This is a genomic window from Dehalobacter sp. TBBPA1 (genome assembly GCF_040931655.1).
GTDB classification, from domain to species: Bacteria; Bacillota; Desulfitobacteriia; order Desulfitobacteriales; family Syntrophobotulaceae; genus Dehalobacter; species Dehalobacter restrictus.
The window spans coordinates 368,968-384,834 of sequence record NZ_CP162385.1; the positions used below are offsets into that span (position 1 = coordinate 368,968).

At 44.8% G+C, this 15,867-nt stretch carries 17 protein-coding genes; 16 read left to right on the forward strand and 1 reads right to left on the reverse strand.

Translation table 11 applies throughout. The annotated features are described in order from the left end of the window. Nucleotides 1-7: 7 nt before the first annotated feature. The 6 genes from AB3489_RS01775 to AB3489_RS01800 all read left to right on the forward strand — a co-directional run bounded on the left by AB3489_RS01775 (nt 8) and on the right by AB3489_RS01800 (nt 4,916). Entirely contained in the window at nt 8-199 is a 192-nt protein-coding gene (locus AB3489_RS01775; protein WP_368293748.1) for a hypothetical protein, read from the forward strand. Then, nucleotides 186-1,949 (forward strand): VirD4-like conjugal transfer protein, CD1115 family, encoded by a 1,764-nt coding sequence (locus tag AB3489_RS01780; protein WP_368293749.1) that lies wholly within the window; start codon nt 186-188, stop codon nt 1,947-1,949. The genes AB3489_RS01775 and AB3489_RS01780 overlap by 14 nt, the downstream gene beginning before the upstream one ends. A gap of 52 nt (nt 1,950-2,001) precedes the next feature. After that, a complete protein-coding gene (locus AB3489_RS01785) occupies nt 2,002-2,283 on the forward strand; it encodes a glutamyl-tRNA amidotransferase (RefSeq protein WP_368294560.1) in 282 nt (93 codons plus the stop codon). Nucleotides 2,284-2,288: 5 nt separating this feature from the next. Beyond that, nucleotides 2,289-2,516, forward strand: coding sequence for a hypothetical protein (locus AB3489_RS01790; RefSeq protein WP_368293750.1), 228 nt, complete (start codon nt 2,289-2,291; stop codon nt 2,514-2,516). A gap of 765 nt (nt 2,517-3,281) precedes the next feature. Beyond that, the gene (locus AB3489_RS01795; protein ID WP_368293751.1) at nt 3,282-3,812 is read left to right on the forward strand and encodes a type III toxin-antitoxin system ToxN/AbiQ family toxin; all 531 of its coding nucleotides are present in this window, start codon (nt 3,282-3,284) and stop codon (nt 3,810-3,812) included. A 264-nt stretch (nt 3,813-4,076) separates the two neighbouring features. Further along, nucleotides 4,077-4,916, forward strand: coding sequence for a hypothetical protein (locus AB3489_RS01800; RefSeq protein ID WP_368293752.1), 840 nt, complete (start codon nt 4,077-4,079; stop codon nt 4,914-4,916). 29 nt (nt 4,917-4,945) lie between these two features. Here AB3489_RS01800 and AB3489_RS01805 read toward each other — a convergent pair whose 3' ends face one another. After that, on the reverse strand, nt 4,946-5,356 hold the full coding sequence (locus AB3489_RS01805) for a hypothetical protein (RefSeq protein ID WP_368293753.1): 411 nt from the start codon (nt 5,354-5,356) through the stop codon (nt 4,946-4,948). A 91-nt stretch (nt 5,357-5,447) separates the two neighbouring features. Here AB3489_RS01805 and AB3489_RS01810 point away from each other — a divergent pair, with 91 nt between their 5' ends. From AB3489_RS01810 to AB3489_RS01855, 10 genes are all read left to right on the forward strand, one after another. Next, the gene (locus tag AB3489_RS01810; protein WP_368293754.1) at nt 5,448-5,645 is read left to right on the forward strand and encodes a hypothetical protein; all 198 of its coding nucleotides are present in this window, start codon (nt 5,448-5,450) and stop codon (nt 5,643-5,645) included. Between the two features lie 56 nt (nt 5,646-5,701). After that, nucleotides 5,702-6,067, forward strand: a complete 366-nt coding sequence (locus AB3489_RS01815) for a PrgI family protein (protein WP_368293755.1) — start codon at nt 5,702-5,704, stop codon at nt 6,065-6,067. Further along, nucleotides 6,060-8,396 (forward strand): VirB4-like conjugal transfer ATPase, CD1110 family, encoded by a 2,337-nt coding sequence (locus AB3489_RS01820; RefSeq protein WP_368293756.1) that lies wholly within the window; start codon nt 6,060-6,062, stop codon nt 8,394-8,396. Before AB3489_RS01815 ends, AB3489_RS01820 begins: the two co-directional genes overlap by 8 nt. Before the next feature lie 67 nt (nt 8,397-8,463). Next, on the forward strand, nt 8,464-8,871 hold the full coding sequence (locus AB3489_RS01825; RefSeq protein WP_368293757.1) for a DUF6075 family protein: 408 nt from the start codon (nt 8,464-8,466) through the stop codon (nt 8,869-8,871). A 120-nt stretch (nt 8,872-8,991) separates the two neighbouring features. Continuing rightward, nucleotides 8,992-10,842: an NlpC/P60 family protein gene (locus tag AB3489_RS01830; RefSeq protein ID WP_368293758.1), complete on the forward strand. Its 1,851-nt coding sequence runs from the start codon at nt 8,992-8,994 to the stop codon at nt 10,840-10,842. An 84-nt stretch (nt 10,843-10,926) separates the two neighbouring features. Beyond that, nucleotides 10,927-11,697 (forward strand): SAF domain-containing protein, encoded by a 771-nt coding sequence (locus tag AB3489_RS01835; RefSeq protein WP_368293759.1) that lies wholly within the window; start codon nt 10,927-10,929, stop codon nt 11,695-11,697. A gap of 20 nt (nt 11,698-11,717) precedes the next feature. Further along, nucleotides 11,718-12,548, forward strand: coding sequence for a CpaE family protein (locus AB3489_RS01840; RefSeq protein WP_368293760.1), 831 nt, complete (start codon nt 11,718-11,720; stop codon nt 12,546-12,548). A 28-nt stretch (nt 12,549-12,576) separates the two neighbouring features. Next, nucleotides 12,577-14,001 (forward strand): ATPase, T2SS/T4P/T4SS family, encoded by a 1,425-nt coding sequence (locus AB3489_RS01845; RefSeq protein ID WP_368293761.1) that lies wholly within the window; start codon nt 12,577-12,579, stop codon nt 13,999-14,001. A 323-nt stretch (nt 14,002-14,324) separates the two neighbouring features. Next, the gene (locus tag AB3489_RS01850) at nt 14,325-14,954 is read left to right on the forward strand and encodes a type II secretion system F family protein (RefSeq protein WP_368293762.1); all 630 of its coding nucleotides are present in this window, start codon (nt 14,325-14,327) and stop codon (nt 14,952-14,954) included. A gap of 6 nt (nt 14,955-14,960) precedes the next feature. Beyond that, a complete protein-coding gene (locus AB3489_RS01855) occupies nt 14,961-15,863 on the forward strand; it encodes a hypothetical protein (protein WP_368293763.1) in 903 nt (300 codons plus the stop codon). The last annotated feature ends 4 nt before the right edge of the window (nt 15,864-15,867 follow it).

Sequence of the window (15,867 nt, forward strand, 5' to 3'; positions counted from 1 at the left end):
GAAAGTCATGAAAGATGAGGAACGGGTACTTACCCTGGACACTTATGAGCAAGGTGTAATGGTCAATGCGTTAAACGAACTCAGGAACGACTTGATTCAAGAAAAACGTCCGACCGATGCGGTGGATGAACTGCTGCTTAAAACCATTGACGCACCAGCTAAAAAACTGAGACGAAGGCACCAAGATGAGGCGCGCTGAGACCGCAAGGAGCACACTGATACTCTTTGCGGTTTTTTTAATTCCTGTAGTTTGGGCGGCCCTGCTGACTGCTCCATCCGTATCGGGCGGGCTTCCTGAAATCATCGCTAAGCTCACGGCAGCGTTGAAGAATCCCTTTGACATTGTATGGGTTAATGATTCCCCTAAGTGTATCCTGATATTTATTTGCTCTTATGGTCTTGGTATTGGGATTTACCTTACCACCAAACGCAATTACCGGCGGAGGGAGGAGCACGGCAGCGCCCGATGGGGCGGCTCTGCGGCTGTCAATAAAAAATACAGAGATAAAGAGCGGTTCCAAAATAAAATCCTGACCAAGAACGTTCGTATCGGACTGAACGGCAGGAAGCACAGAAGAAATTTAAACGTGCTGGTAGTCGGAGGCTCCGGCTCAGGCAAGACCCGATTCTACGCCAAGCCCAATGTAATGCAGTCTAATACATCCTTTGTCGTGCTTGACCCCAAGGGGGAAATCCTGCGGGATGCTGGCAATCTGCTAAAAGCCAAAGGCTATGAAATCAAGGTATTGGATTTAATCAATATGCATCTTTCCCATTGCTACAACCCATTTGCCTATTTGCAGGATGACAAAGATGTTCTTAAGCTGGTGACCAACTTGATTCGCAATACCACGCCCAAAGGCTCCAATACCAACGACCCCTTTTGGGAGCGGTCCGAAACTGCCCTATTGGAGGCTTTGATGTTGTACCTGCTGTATGAAGCTCCGCCGGAGGAACAAAATTTTCCTATGGTCATGGAATTAATTGCTGCCGCTGAAATCCGGGAGGAAGACGAAACTTATCAAAGTCCGCTGGATGAGCTGTTTGAACGGCTGGAAATGCGGGAGCCGGAACACCTGGCTGTCAAGCAGTACAATATTTTTAAGCTGGCAGCGGGCAAAACCGCCAAATCCATCCTGATCAGCCTGGGTGTCCGCCTGGAGAAGTTCAATCTTGCCTCCATCGCCGGTATCACCAATACGGATGAGTTGGAACTAACATCCATAGGAGAGCGCAAGACGGCGCTTTTTGCTGTCATACCTGACAATGACTCGTCTTTTAATTTCATTGTCGGCATGCTCTATACCCAGCTGTTCCAGCAGCTTTATTTCCAGGCCGACAGCGTGCACAGTGGGCGGCTTCCCGTGCATGTCCATTTTGTTATGGATGAATTCAGCAATGTCGCTTTGCCGGACGAGTTTGACAAGCTGCTTTCCACCGTTCGCTCCCGGGAGATCAGCGTATCTATTATCCTGCAAAACTTGGCGCAACTGAAAGCCCTGTTTAAAGACAGCTGGGAATCCATTGTCGGCAACTGCGACGAGTTTCTGTATTTGGGTGGCAATGAGCAGTCAACGCATAAATATGTGTCGGAGCTTTTAGGCAAGGAGACCATTGATGTCAACAGTTACGGGCAGAGCAAGGGCAGAAACGGCAGCTATTCTACTAATTACCAGCTGTCCGGGCGCGAGCTTCTGACTCCCGATGAAGTAAGGATGCTGGATAACCGCTTTGCTTTACTGTTTATCCGGGGGGAACGGGCGGTACTGGATGACAAGTACGATATCCTTAAACACCCCAATCTGAAGCTGACTGTCGACGGGGGCAGTCAGCCATATCGGCATGGAGGTACGGAAAACGCTCTGGATTGGAAGACATTAAACCTAAACGGAGAAGGGGATTACGAGCTTCTCAGCGGGGAAGAGCTGGTAGTCCTATTGCAGTCCTGAAAAATAGCTTTGGAGGTGGTAACTTTTGAAAGTGTATAAAAAAACAAAAAAAATGCTTGCGCTAAGTTGCTTGATAGCGCAGATAATTGTTGCCGTTCCCGCAACTGCTTACGCGGCGGGTGATCCGTTGACAGTCGTCAACAATCTGTCAGACTTTATCTTCGGACTCATTCGCGCCATCGGGATGATTCTTTTAGGTTTTGGCATCGTGCAGATCGGCCTTTCCCTTAAATCCCACGACCCGTCCCAGCGGGCCAACGGTTTCCTGACGCTGGCCGGCGGCGTGATTATTACCTTTGCCAAAGAGATTCTTACATTGATTACAGGAGGTTGATTGCCATGTTTAATAATTTTCCCATAAATGGAGAAATGCATATTCATTCATTGAACGGCAAATTGCGGGAAGCAACTATTCTCAAAAGGCTGGGTGACAATGATTATCTAGCCGAATTTAACGGCGTTAAGTGCCATGCCATCTACAATCCGTTTGTCAATAAATTTTATGTGGATGACAAGTATGGCATCATCAGGGACAAAATACCCGGCAGGGATGAATCATGCCGGTAACGGATCATCAAGACAAGCCCGCGTGTCATACGCGTTCTTTGAAATGAGGAGAGCTTCTATAAAAAGCGGCAACTGGGTCACCAATAATCTCAACACCCTTGCAACCTTGAATGAGAAACTAACGGAGATCCTGCAAATTATCAGTTAATCGCCAACAGAATTCAAAGGCGGCGGTATTTAGAATGTTATCGTCAGTATTTTTACGGTCCGTTGTAGGATTCCTTCATGGCCTTGACAAGTTCTGTTTTTCTTCATCAAAGTAGTAGTAAAATTTCTTTAATCTGATTAAATCGACAATAAAGACTAAATTAATGCGAATAACGTTCCGTGAATTCCCGAAGTCTGGTTATTACACTCATGTTATATCAAATTTTGGGAATTCGCTGTTTTAACCAAAGTTTTCCCTTCCTTTAAACTATAAGATGTTTTTGACCTTAATAGTTATCTTTTTAAATTACAATATTTTTTACTTATCTTCTTATCAATTATTGCATATAATAATAGTGCAATATAAGTATTATGGAAATAAATGTATCGTTATACAGCAATAATTATTGACATATTATCTTATGTTGTATATGATAGTAGTGTAAAAGCGGTTTACTCGTCCAACCAAAACGAGAACTTTAAAAGCGGTTTACTTGTCCAAACAAAGCAAGAACTTTAAAAGCGGTTTACTCGTCCAGCCAAAACGAGAACTTTAAAAGCGAAGTTGGTGAGTACTTAGTACTCGCCAACTTTTTTGTATAAAAGGGAGATTAGAAGATGCGTTGGTTTGTTGCGGATAAAGGATATGTGAATTTTTTAAGTAGCATCGATCAAAAAGTAGAACAAATAGACTACGGCGATAAATTAAAACCGTATTTTGGAATTGTGTTGGAAATTAACAATCATAATTACTATCTGCCTGTTTCTTCAGCAAAAGAAAAACATAAAAATATGAAAAACAGTAAGGATTTTCAGAAAATATGCGACAAAGATACTGGGGAATTGATAGCGGTAATAAATATTAACAATATGATTCCAATACCTTCACAGTACGTCATAAAGCTAAATTATGATCAAGTAGATCATTATAGAACTTTTGAGAGCGACCTAGCTAAGAGTCAGTATATTGATCTATTGCGGAAAGAACTAGATATTATTACTTCCTTATCGGATAGGATTAAGGAAAATGCATTATATGTCTATGAACATTTTAAACAATATCCTAATGATAGACTATCAAGCAGATGTTGCAATTTTGTCTTGTTAGAAGAAAAATCTAAAGAATACCCTATTGAATGTCCTAAATAGATCACCCTTTGATGCGGAGGTCTATTCTTTTCTTTAAGGAATGCCCAAAAAACCGTTCCTATTAGCGGTTTTTTAGATTGGTCTTTTCTACAGGCTCATTATCTAACGTGCGGCGACCCTCGTTGCGTTGTGAAAATAAAAGGAAAAAGGATTTAAGATAATAAATCAAACATTTTACAGCATTAAGTAATAAAAGAATAAGAAATTATAGGGAACAGACAAATACAAAGTCTGTTCCCTATTTTTTTTGGAGGTGGTTAATCTGTGTCAAGCGGCAACTGGGTCATCGATAATCTCAATAACGCCCTAGCAACCTGGAATGCAAAGCTGTCGGAGATCCTGCAAATCATTACCCAATCGCCGGAGGAATTTAAAGGCGGCGGTATCTGGAATGTCATCGTCAATATTCACGGCGCGTTGCAAGCCGTCGGCATGGCCCTGCTGGTGCTGTTTTTTGTCATCGGGGTAGTTAAAACCTGCGGCAGCTTGGCGGAAGTCAAGAAGCCGGAACACGCATTGAAGCTGTTTATCCGGTTCGCCTTGGCCAAAGCGGTTGTGACCTACGGGCTGGAACTAATGATGTCGCTGTTCAGCATCGTGCAGGGGATTATCTCTACTATTATGAGCAGTGCTGGTTTTGGAACCGTTCACCAGAGTGTTCTGCCGGATACAATTGTCCAAGCGGTTGATAATTGCGATTTTTGGAACAGCATTCCCTTATGGGCTGTCACGCTGCTCGGTGGCTTATTCATCACTGTACTGTCCTTTATCATGATCATGACGGTGTACGGCAGGTTTTTCAAACTCTATTTATACACAGCCATAGCTCCTGTGCCGTTGGCCTCATTTGCCGGGGAGCAGACCCAGAGTATCGGCGTATCCTTTTTGAAAGGCTATGCTGCCGCCTGTCTGGAAGGGGCGATTATTGTCCTGGCTTGTATTATCTTTTCTGTCTTTGCAGCTTCCCCGCCGGTGGTCGATACCAGTGCCAGTGCCGTGACCATGGTATGGTCCTATGTAGTTGAGCTTATTTTTAATATGCTGGTGCTGGTTGGTGCGGTGAAAATGGCCGATCGGGTGGTACGGGAGATGATGGGATTATGAGGTGATACCGGACGTAAAATCCGGTATCCTTATATATCCTTGAACGAAGTAGCCTGTCCATAGACAACAGGTTCTCCCGTTCTTGGATCAAGCAAGTCTCCCTGTCCGTTAAACTGAATTTTATCAAGAGGTATGCCCATCTCTCTTGCCCGCTGGATTTGCCATGCGACATCATCTTCAAGGTATTTCTCGTCACGTCTGCGCCGTATCGCCTTTACAAGCGATACAACCCAGCTTAAAACAGTCAGGCCCAGCAATGAAAAAAGAATGATAAACGCTAAAGTCTCATGTTCTCCTGCCCATTTGCTCAGCACAGTGCCAAACAACAGAAAACAGACCATAGGAATTGTCAGCCGGAGCTTTCCGGCTATTTTAAATATCGAAGAAAAAATAAAAAATCCTGCCGTAAGGCAGAGGGATATGATTGCCGCGATTGACATAACCGCTCACTCCTTTCCTATGCTCATTATCCCGCATTCAGGAATAAAATGGAAGTTTATTGTTTTAAATAGTGCAACTGGAGGTTTCCGCATGAAGAAAGAAAACTTAAACGACAAGCTGGAAAAAGAAAAGGAAAAACTCCATAAGTTTGGAGAAGATGCTATGAAAAAAGGCATTCCCTTAAGAGAGGATGAGGCCTTTATGAAGCAGAACCGCAAGGTTGACGAATTGGTATATAAGATTCAGAAGGAGAAAGAAAAACACAGGAAGAACCAAAAAGAAAGATAAGAATCCGAACGGCGCTTTGTTTAAGGGGCTGTTTTTTATTTGGAGGCGGTTAAGTTATGGAAGTTAAAATCAACCGGGAGATCCGGGATTATACGGAAAGCTTGTTTTTTGGACTGTCCATGCGGCAGTTTATTTTTTCGCTCCTGGCCGTTGGCGTTGCTGTCGGCATCTACTTTGGGCTGCGGAATGTCTTAGGCACGGAAACGGTGAGTTGGGTATGTATTTTAGGGGCGTTCCCCTTTGCGGCGATGGGGTTTATCCGTTACCACGGTATGACGGCGGAACAGTTTTTATGGGCGTACCTTAAGTCTGAGTTTTTCCTGCCCAAAAAACTAACCTTTTATCCGATGAATGTTTATTACGAAGCACTGAAGCAGAAGATTCAAGACAAGGAAAGGAAGGAATTAAAACGCCATGATTAAGACCCTTAAGAAAATTATGAAGCAGGATAAGGAGAAGTTTGTTATACCCAAAGGAGTTCAGCAGGCTATACCGATCAAGACCGTCTGGCCGGACGGAATTTTCAAGGCAGGCAACAAGTTTTCTAAATCCTTTCGCTTTACGGACATCAATTACGCGGTAGCCTCCAAAGAAGACAAGGAAGCGATGTTCCTGTCCTATTCGGAACTGCTCAATTCCTTAGACAGCGGAGCGACTACCAAAATAACCATCAACAACCGCCGCTTGAACAAAACGGACTTCGAGAATTCCATCCTCATTCCGCTTAAGGACGACGGGCTGGATGAATACCGCGCCGAATACAACCGGATGCTCTTAGACAAAGCCACAGGTGTAAGCAACATTGTCCAGGACAAGTACGTGACCGTATCCATACTTAAAAAGAATATTGAGGAAGCACGGAACTATTTTTCCCGCATCGGCGCGGATCTGATCACCCATTTCTCCCGCTTGGGTTCCAAATGTGTAGAGCAGGACGCGGGCGACCGCCTGCGTATCCTGCATGATTTTTTCCGCCCCGGCGAGGAAACAGATTTCCGGTTCGACCTGTCCGAGACCATGCGAAAAGGGCATGACTTCAAAGACTATATCTGTCCGGACACCTTCGAATTTGAAAAAGACCATTTCCGTATGGGAAACAAATTCGGGCGCGTTATCTTCTTAAGGGAATACGCCAGTTACATCAAAGACAGTATGGTGTCAGAGCTTTGCGACTTGAACCGCGGTATGATGCTCTCTTTGGATATTATCCCCATTCCCACGGATGAAGCTGTGCGGGAGGTCGAAAACAGGCTGCTTGGCGTGGAAACCAATATCACCAACTGGCAGCGGCGGCAAAACCAGAATAACAACTTTTCTGCCGTCGTGCCCTACGATATGGAGCAGCAGCGCAAAGAGAGCAAGGAATTCCTGGACGACCTGACTACCCGCGACCAGCGGATGATGTTTGCGGTGCTGACCATGGTGCATGTCGCGGACAGCAAGGAGCAGCTGGACAGTGACACCGAAACTCTCTTAACAACGGCGCGGAAGCATCTTTGCCAGTTTGCCGCCCTGACGTTCCAGCAGATGGACGGGTTGAATACAGTGCTTCCCCTGGGCTTAAGAAAAATTGAAGCGATCAGGACACTGACCACCGAAAGCACGGCTGTGTTTATTCCTTTCCGGGCGCAGGAAATTTCCCACAGCGGCGGCATTTACTACGGGCAGAATGTTATTTCCAAGAACATGATTATTGCCAACCGCAAATGTCTTCTCAATGGAAATTCCTTTGTTTTAGGCGTTTCCGGCTCCGGCAAGAGTTTTACAGCCAAGCGGGAGATTGTTAACCAGATCCTGTCCAGCGATGACGATATAGTTCTGATTGACCCGGAAAGGGAGTATTCGCTTTTGGTCAAGGCCATGGGCGGAGAGATCATCCATATTTCAGCGACTTCCCCTAACCATATCAATGCGATGGATATGAACAGGGATTATGGGGACGGAGCCAACCCCGTCATCCTAAAATCCGAATTTGTCCTATCATTATGCGAGCAACTGATCGGCGGCCAAAACCTGGGGGCCAAGCAGAAGTCTTTGATTGACCGCTGTACAGCAAGTGTTTACCGCCAATACCTCCAAAGCAATTTTCACGCCGCTGCACCTACCCTACAGGATTTTCACGCGGAACTTTTAAAGCAGGACGAGCCGGAAGCCCAGGAAATTGCCCTAGCTATTGAACTGTTCACCAGCGGCAGTCTGAATACTTTCGCCAAGCCGACCAATGTGGACGTCAACAACCGCCTGATCTGCTACGACATCCTGGACTTGGGCAAGCAGCTTTTGCCCATCGGCATGCTGGTGGTCCTGGATAACATCCTGAACCGGATTTCGCAGAACAGGGCTAAGGGAAAAAACACTTTTATTATCATTGATGAAATATATCTGTTGTTTCAGCATGAGTACTCCGCCAACTTCCTTTTCACACTGTGGAAACGTGTCCGGAAGTATGGCGCGTTTTGCACGGGCATAACCCAGAACGTCGATGATTTGCTGCAGAGCCACACGGCGAGAACGATGCTGGCCAACAGCGAATTCATCGTTATGCTCAACCAGGCCTCCACCGACAGGATGGAACTGGCCAGGCTCTTAAATATTTCCGACCTTCAACTTAGCTACATTACCAACGTGGACGCAGGGAACGGACTCATTAAGGTAGGGAGTTCGCTGGTGCCCTTTACCGACCAATTTCCGCACAACACCAGGCTTTACCGGCTGATGACCACAAAACCGGGTGAGCAGGCGGAAATCTAATTCTATAATTTTTTAAGGAAAGCCGAGTACTAAACGACAGCCTTTTATCATATTAGGAGGAAAACCAATGGAAAATATTGGGTTTGCAAGCAAAGAACATGAGAATTTTTATTACGATATGCTCGCAGCAGCGGGCAATACCGACGTCTACCACAGATCTTTTTTCTACGCCATGGGAATTAGCAAGGAAACAAGGGACCATATCCGTTCCTTGTTTGACTTTAAGGGAAATAGCATCAAACCGCAGAACCTCACAGCGGCTTGGCAGACGGGAGGTACTATCCGACTATGCCGTCTGGCCTTTAACCTTTGGAACGGCTGGACGGAGGAGGGAAAGGAGAGGTACTCAGCACCGTATGAACTTTTTGACTGCCGCTTTGCACCATACTTTTTTGAAGCGATCCGGATGCGCTATCCGGAATATTGCCGGGGCCAGGAGTACCCCGGGATGCAGCTTTCCGTAATGGAACGGTAAATTCTTCAAATAGAATCGTCTTTAGCGGGGGAGGCGGCAGGGGTAATGAGAGAAATAAGGACAAAGTCGGTTACAAAAAATATTAAGGCGTTGGATAAGGCCTCGGATATATCCCATAGGATGAAAAACGCCTATATCCGCACAAAAGAGCAGACTGGACAAAAGGAGCATAACGAAGACAGCAGCTATGTGAATGATGCGGTGGGCAAAGTTAAAGATAGTTCGGAAACGGTCGGACGAAAAACAGCTGCTGCGGGAGAGTACGGCAAAAACGCGGTTAGGAAAATAAAGAAATGGCGGGCTGGGGAACCAAATGCCTCGCATACGATTGCTCATGGGAACCAGCCAGGGCGTACTTCTAAAACCGGAGTCCACTTTTCGAGGACAGAGCGAAAACTTGTTTATAGTAAAGGGATTCAGACGACTAAAGAAAAAACTGCTCAAGCTCAGGCAAGACGGATGGCTGAACGGAGAATGGGGCAGATCTTGCACAACCCCGTTTTCCAACGCTCAGAAAAAGCAGCGTTGCAAACTGGCAAAACATACAGCCAAACAGGGCGCAGGATCAAGCAACTTGATGCAACGAGCAGCAAAAACATAAAGCAAGCGGCCAGGGGTATGGTTAAAACGGCGCAAAGAAAGACAAAAACCGCTGAACGCAGTACCAAAACGTCTATAAAGACGTCGCAATCAGCAGCTCAAACTGCCGTTAAAACCACACAATCTGCGAAAAGGGCGGTGCAGAAGGCACGGGTTGCGGCAAGAGCAGCGGTTGTCTCGGGAAAAGCGGCTGTAAAGACAATGGCGGCGGCAATAAAAGCTATGATTGCGGCCTTAAAGAGCCTGATAGCTTTCATTGCTGCAGGCGGCTGGGCTGCGGTAGTGGTTATCCTCCTAATATGCCTGGTGGGGCTTATGGCAAGCTCCGTTTTTGGAATTTTCTTTTCCAACGAAGGTTCCGGCAAGAACACGCCGGTAATGTCGGAGGCCGTCAGTCGGCTGAACGGAGAGTTCAAAGCAAAACTGGAACAGATAGAGAGGGAAAACCCGCATGACACGCTGGATTTGTCCAACAACGGCAGCAGCAATATGGTCGGCAACTGGCGGGACATCCTGGCAGTTTACGCTGTGAAGGTGGCCGCCGATCCGGAAAAAGGCATGCAGGTCGCCACCCTTGACGAAGCAAAGGTGGGAATCCTGCGGGACATCTTTTGGGATATGAACAAAATCGACTACTGGCTGGAAACGATTGAGCATACGGATGGAGAAACGACCAGTACCGAGACTGTTTTGCATATCCGAGTAAACGCAAAATCTTATGCGGACATGATCGTCCTGTATCGTTTCAATCCGGAGCAAGTGGGGATGGTGAATGAGTTGGTGCAGGACAAATACCGAGAGCTATTTTCGAGGCTTATTGGCAGCTATACGGATATTACCCTTTCCGCCCAGGAAATCGCTGCTATTTCACAAAATCTGCCGCCGAATTTAGACGAGCAGCGCAAGAATGTGGTGCTGGTAGCTTATTCCCTTATCGGTAAAGTCAGTTATTTTTGGGGCGGCAAGTCTACAGTCATTGGTTGGGACTGCCGGTGGGGAACACTTACCAAGGTAACAGCCGAGGGAAGCCCTACTTCCGGGACTGTGCGGCCTTTCGGGTTGGACTGCTCCGGCTATGTGGCATGGGTGTTTGCCAATGCGGCAGGTAATGCCGATACGGCGGAGATAATCGAAGCAGGAACTTCAAGCCAGTATGCCGCCTGTACGCCGGTAAACTGGAACAGCGCACAACCGGGAGATCTGGCGTTCTATCCTGACTTAAGCCATGTGGGCATCGTTGTGGGAAAACAAAACGGAAATCTGTTGATTGCCAATTGTAATGCCGGAGAGAACAATGTAGGGGTAACCTGTGTTTCCGGTGCAAGTTTTTCAGGTTTCTATATGATTGGCAGACCTGAGTTTTTTGAATAATTTTACTCGAAAATATGAGCATTCAGCTGTACTGGATTTAACGAATGCTTATCGGATGAACAAAGCTGTGAACAATTAAGGAAGGTGTTCAATTTGAGAAAAGTTTTTCTTATTTTAGGTTTGGTTATCGCTTTAGGGAGCGGCATGGGTCTTTATTTTTATATGGATTATGCAAAGGGCCTGATTCCTGCGGTTTATGCCGCCGCCAATATTCCAGAGGATACCGTTATAAGCGCTGAACAATTGAAAGTTAAGAGCGTTCCAAGGGAAAGTGTTCCTTTAGGAACTGCGGAAAGCATCAGCCAGGTAGAAAACAAGACTCTGAATTGGCCTTTAAAAGAAGGCGATCCGGTGCGGTTGGATAAAATTGAGCAGAACACCAAGACGGAGGTTGAAAATCCACGATTAATCGCCTTCAAAACAGATTACAACGGCTCCATTGCCGGCCTTGCCAAATACGGACAGACTGTTGATCTTGTTTTAACGCTTGACCCGAAACAAACGGGCAATTTATCGCTTGCAGGATATATTGTCACCGATTTATTTATTGAAGCGACTGGCGATTCATCGGGCAAGATATTATCTTCCGCGGATATCCCGCATTTGAATGGGCCAGCGTCTGTTGGGAGTTTATCAGGCAGTGAGCAAACAACCGGCATCCCGACAGAAATAATTGCCAAGGTTACGCCTAAACAGTTTTTAGTAATAAAGCAGGCCGAAACAATGGGAACTATTTCGTTAGGGCAGCGTGATAAGAATACCAAAGATCTATATAACATAAACAATGTAATCGAAGATTCACAGATGAATATCGGCAAAGATTTTATATTTTCTTTGCTTCAGCTTCAAAAGTAAATATTAGGGGAGGAAATCTTATGGCTGATGAAAATAAAGCGGTTAATGAGCAGGCGAAGAGAAAAATCGTACTGTGGAGTGTATGCAGTGTCGGCAAGTCGACACTTGCTTGCAATTTGGCCCGGAAATTGGCAAAGGAAATAAACTTAAAAATAGGGTTGTTGGATTTTTCATTAATAACGCCCTGCCTCCACTTATTTTTAGGTTTGGAGGGTAAAGAAAGCTCGATTGAATATATCCTTAAGTCTTGGCAGGATAATTATTCTTATCACGATTTGCTTAAGGAAAACGTCCACATAATGAAGAGCCTTCCAAATTTATTATGCTGGACGGGATTAACGAAAGAACCGGAATTAATAGATAAACTGGGGGATATGCAAGCCAGTACAATCATCTCTGTACTGTCCGATCTTGTAGAGATTCTCTTTATTGACGTCCAAAGCGATACGTTGATTATTCCTACAGACGTGGCGCTTAGAACAGCGACAGATGTCTTGGTTATTGTAGATCAAAACAGAAACACGATTGAGAACACCGCCAAATGGCTTAATAATCTGCATGGAAGAAATATGGATATCAATAAATTCAAACTGATCATCAACCAATATTCAAAAAAGGCCCTGTACACGAAAAATAAAATTGAGAGCAATCTTGGACTTCCTTTGCTGGGGACAATACCTGGTGTTTCGAAGGTAATTTATGATAACTCCACGGTTTCACTGATTCCCTTACTAAAATACGGCAAGTTTGATAAAGCAATTGAAAACATCCTGGTGCAGCTTCATTTATCTAAGGCCGTAAAAAAACGCCGTATATTTTTTACCGCGCCGCGCTTCAGGAGTTCACGCTGATGCGGAATTCGGATTGGAGGAACTTTAAATGAGAATCAGTTCAGCTAAAACGGTTGACCCCAAAGCATATGACACGCATAGCAGAACCCATCTATATAAAACAACAAGTATTGTCCAGTCAATATTGACTGAAAACCATCCAAAATTGCTTAACGACGCTATTTATGGGGTAGGGGAATGTCAAAAACAAATCCGCAATGTTATAAAAGACATCATTCGTCATGAGAAACTCGATGTGCCCGATATGAGTATCAATGAAATTGCCTGGGAGGTCTATAAAATTATTATTGGCTATGATGTGATCCATGACCTTCTTCTTGATCCGGAGATAACAGAAATATGCGTAAATGGTCCATATCAAATCACTTATAAAAAGAATGGAGTCCGGTATTTGGCCAAGGATATACAGTTTGCCGATCTGGCCCATCTTGAAAAAATAACGGAACGCATCTTGCTCACCTGCCACTCGGAAGCCAACGAGGGCAGCCCTATGGTGGATAATGCCTGGCTTTCGGATCGAAGCAGGGTTGTCATCAATAAAAGCGCCATCGTCCCAAGCCATGGAATTACCTTAAATATCCGGAGATTTAGGGATAAAAACTTCTCTCTGGAAGAACTTGAAAAGATCGGGATGTTAAAGACAGCGGAGAGAGGCAAATCTCGCAACTCTCCTAACAAAGGGTATGAAGATATCACAAATATCCCAGGCGAGAAACATTCTTTCCGGCAGCTTGATTTTATCCGGGATGTGGTAAGAGCGGGCGCTACAATCATCGTGAGCGGCGGGACTCACACCGGAAAAACAACCTTGATCCGTACCCTGGCCTCAATCTTTCAAGACCTTATTCCGGATAAAACCGGGCCGGACGATCCCCAAAGCGGTTTGCGGATAATCACTATTGAAAATGGGCCGGAGCTGCAGCTGGTAAAATACTACCCCGGTCTGGAGGTTGTTGAAATGCTGGAGCGCGACACAAAATACAATCCTATCGGGGTAGAGGAAATCTACCCGCAGGTTATGAGAATGGACCCGGATGTGATTTTGGTCGGCGAGATCCGTTTTCCGGTTGAGGCCATGTATACGCTTAGGGCCATGCGCTCCGGCCATGCCAATACAATGGCGTCAATTCATACCTATGATGCTGAAGCCTGCTGCCAGGAATTAAGAACCAAGGTTCAAGCGATCTCCAATGTCAGTGATAAGGTCATTAACACTGAAATCGTCACGGCAGTAGACATTATTATTCAATTAGGAATAGTGGATAGAAAAATTGAAATTACCCAAGTCGCAGAATTGGAGCTGGATGCGGAGTGCAATATTGTGATTAAAGATATCTTTAAAAGAGACAGCGACGGAAAAATGTTCTTTAACCCCATAAGCAAAAAACTTGTTTATCGTCTTATGGCCAAGGGCAGAAAGAACGCCGGTGATGTTAAGAGGTGGTTGGTATGACGCTTGTTCTTTGTTATGGAATAAGCATGGGGATTTTATTGTCTGTAATCACCTGGTTTCTTGGGAAAAATGAAAAGAAGCAAGTGTCCATATTCTTTAATAATAGGGTTAGCCAATTTCAGGATAAAGTGAAAAACAGCATCAGGATAAGCAATTTTGCAAAATATTATAAGCAAAGAATCTATATAACAAATTTGAAGGTGAGCATAAAAGCTCTCTTTTTTATGAGTATCGGGTTTAGCTTTATTTCCTTTTTCCTCTCAATATTGACCCTTTCGGAGAAAATTCCGAATCCCACTTACCAGAATCCGGAGGTTGTAATCGTGAGCCATAATATTTTCGGCATGATTATTTTTACGGTTATCGGCTTACTGATACCCTGGGTAATAATAAATCTAATCTATCACAGTACGCGGAGAAGGCTGAATAAACAGGCCTTGAACACTTTCAGTCTTATCTTAAACAATTATATTGTCCGTAATAATCTTGAAGCCGCGACCTGGAATTCAATTGCCGCCATGCCTTCTCAAATGCGTTCTTTGTTCAGCCGGATCCAGTCCCGGGTTAATAAAGGGGAAGAATTCGACACGGTTGTATACAAAGTGTCTATAATTTTGAAACTGCAGTCTTTCAGGGACTTTTACAACGTTATCGTTTCTTCGAGGCTGGCTGGGGGCAACACCGAAGAGCTTTTATACAGGCTTACGGACAAAATCAGATCAAGAAAAAACAGGGCGCAATCAATTAAAGAGGATCTTAATCCTTTAATCTCCAAAGCGGTGGCTTTTACACTGGTAATGATTCTTACGTATCTGGGCGTAAGCCTTGTTTGGCCGGATTCATTGGCTCTGGTAAAACAATCTTCATTAGGACACATTTATACGAATGCCATCATTATTTCTGTCTTAATTGAGGCCGCGCTATTGTTGAAATTCTTATCAATGGAGGATTAGGTAAGTATGGGTATACGCTTGATTTGTTCTATAGGAATATCCTTGGGGTTGACTCTGCTTTTGGCAGCGTTTTTTATTAAGACTAACCGCAGGGAGTCGAGGAGAATAAATTCTCTTGGCACTACCGAGCTTTCGTATAGACAAGCCCAGGATACTGCTTCAGAAAAACTTCGCAAAAAGACGGCAAATTATATCTCTAAATTATTAAGCAAAACCCCGAGGCAGAATCGCTCGGCTTACATGCTGGAAATACTCAAACAGCCTGGAACAATGCCGATAGGATATGCTGAATATTTGATTTTTAAAAGATTATCCCCCTTCATATTCGCCATTCTTTTTGGCTGTGCGGGCTTTTCCACGAAAGATTTGCTGATGGCAATAGGACTGATTTGTACAGGCTTTTTTGTGGGGAGCATAGCGCCCACGGCCATACTTGCGTATTTTTACAACCAGTACAAAAATGCGCTCATCAATGAGTTGTCGGAAATCATGGCCTATATCGTTGATTTACGAAAAGCGGGACAAACCATAGCCGATTCTATTCGCGGGGCCTTATTCGCGACCAATAAATTGCGGCCTCACTTGGAAAAACTCCTGCAGGGTATGTCCATAACAGGGCCAAAACCGGCGCTTGCCAAATTGAGTAAAGAGACAGATATCGATGAATTGAAAAACTTAGCGGATATTTTAATGCAATCTATCACCATCGATAGTTCCAATATGGTTGCCTATATGGCCAGCCGGTCCCGGGACATTGAATATATTGAGGGATTAAAAGAAATAAGGCGGTATAAAAACAAAAAAATGCTTGTCGAAGCCTTGACCGCAATTCCTTTTATCATGATCCCGGTAATCATTCTTGTCCCGCTACTATACCAGGCCAACCAAAGCCTTGGCCAAATTATGTAGGAGG

Coding starts and splice junctions, on each gene's coding strand:
- AB3489_RS01840 (WP_368293760.1), top strand. CDS start 11,718: ATGGCTGATGAAAATAAAGCGGTTAATGAGCAGGCGAAGAGAAAAATC.
- AB3489_RS01815 (WP_368293755.1), top strand. CDS start 5,702: ATGGAAGTTAAAATCAACCGGGAGATCCGGGATTATACGGAAAGCTTG.
- AB3489_RS01830 (WP_368293758.1), top strand. CDS start 8,992: ATGAAAAACGCCTATATCCGCACAAAAGAGCAGACTGGACAAAAGGAG.
- AB3489_RS01825 (WP_368293757.1), top strand. CDS start 8,464: ATGGAAAATATTGGGTTTGCAAGCAAAGAACATGAGAATTTTTATTAC.
- AB3489_RS01775 (WP_368293748.1), top strand. CDS start 8: ATGAAAGATGAGGAACGGGTACTTACCCTGGACACTTATGAGCAAGGT.
- AB3489_RS01795 (WP_368293751.1), top strand. CDS start 3,282: ATGCGTTGGTTTGTTGCGGATAAAGGATATGTGAATTTTTTAAGTAGC.
- AB3489_RS01845 (WP_368293761.1), top strand. CDS start 12,577: ATGAGAATCAGTTCAGCTAAAACGGTTGACCCCAAAGCATATGACACG.
- AB3489_RS01855 (WP_368293763.1), top strand. CDS start 14,961: ATGGGTATACGCTTGATTTGTTCTATAGGAATATCCTTGGGGTTGACT.
- AB3489_RS01790 (WP_368293750.1), top strand. CDS start 2,289: ATGTTTAATAATTTTCCCATAAATGGAGAAATGCATATTCATTCATTG.
- AB3489_RS01785 (WP_368294560.1), top strand. CDS start 2,002: ATGCTTGCGCTAAGTTGCTTGATAGCGCAGATAATTGTTGCCGTTCCC.
- AB3489_RS01805 (WP_368293753.1), bottom strand. CDS start 5,356: ATGTCAATCGCGGCAATCATATCCCTCTGCCTTACGGCAGGATTTTTT.
- AB3489_RS01820 (WP_368293756.1), top strand. CDS start 6,060: ATGATTAAGACCCTTAAGAAAATTATGAAGCAGGATAAGGAGAAGTTT.
- AB3489_RS01780 (WP_368293749.1), top strand. CDS start 186: ATGAGGCGCGCTGAGACCGCAAGGAGCACACTGATACTCTTTGCGGTT.
- AB3489_RS01810 (WP_368293754.1), top strand. CDS start 5,448: ATGAAGAAAGAAAACTTAAACGACAAGCTGGAAAAAGAAAAGGAAAAA.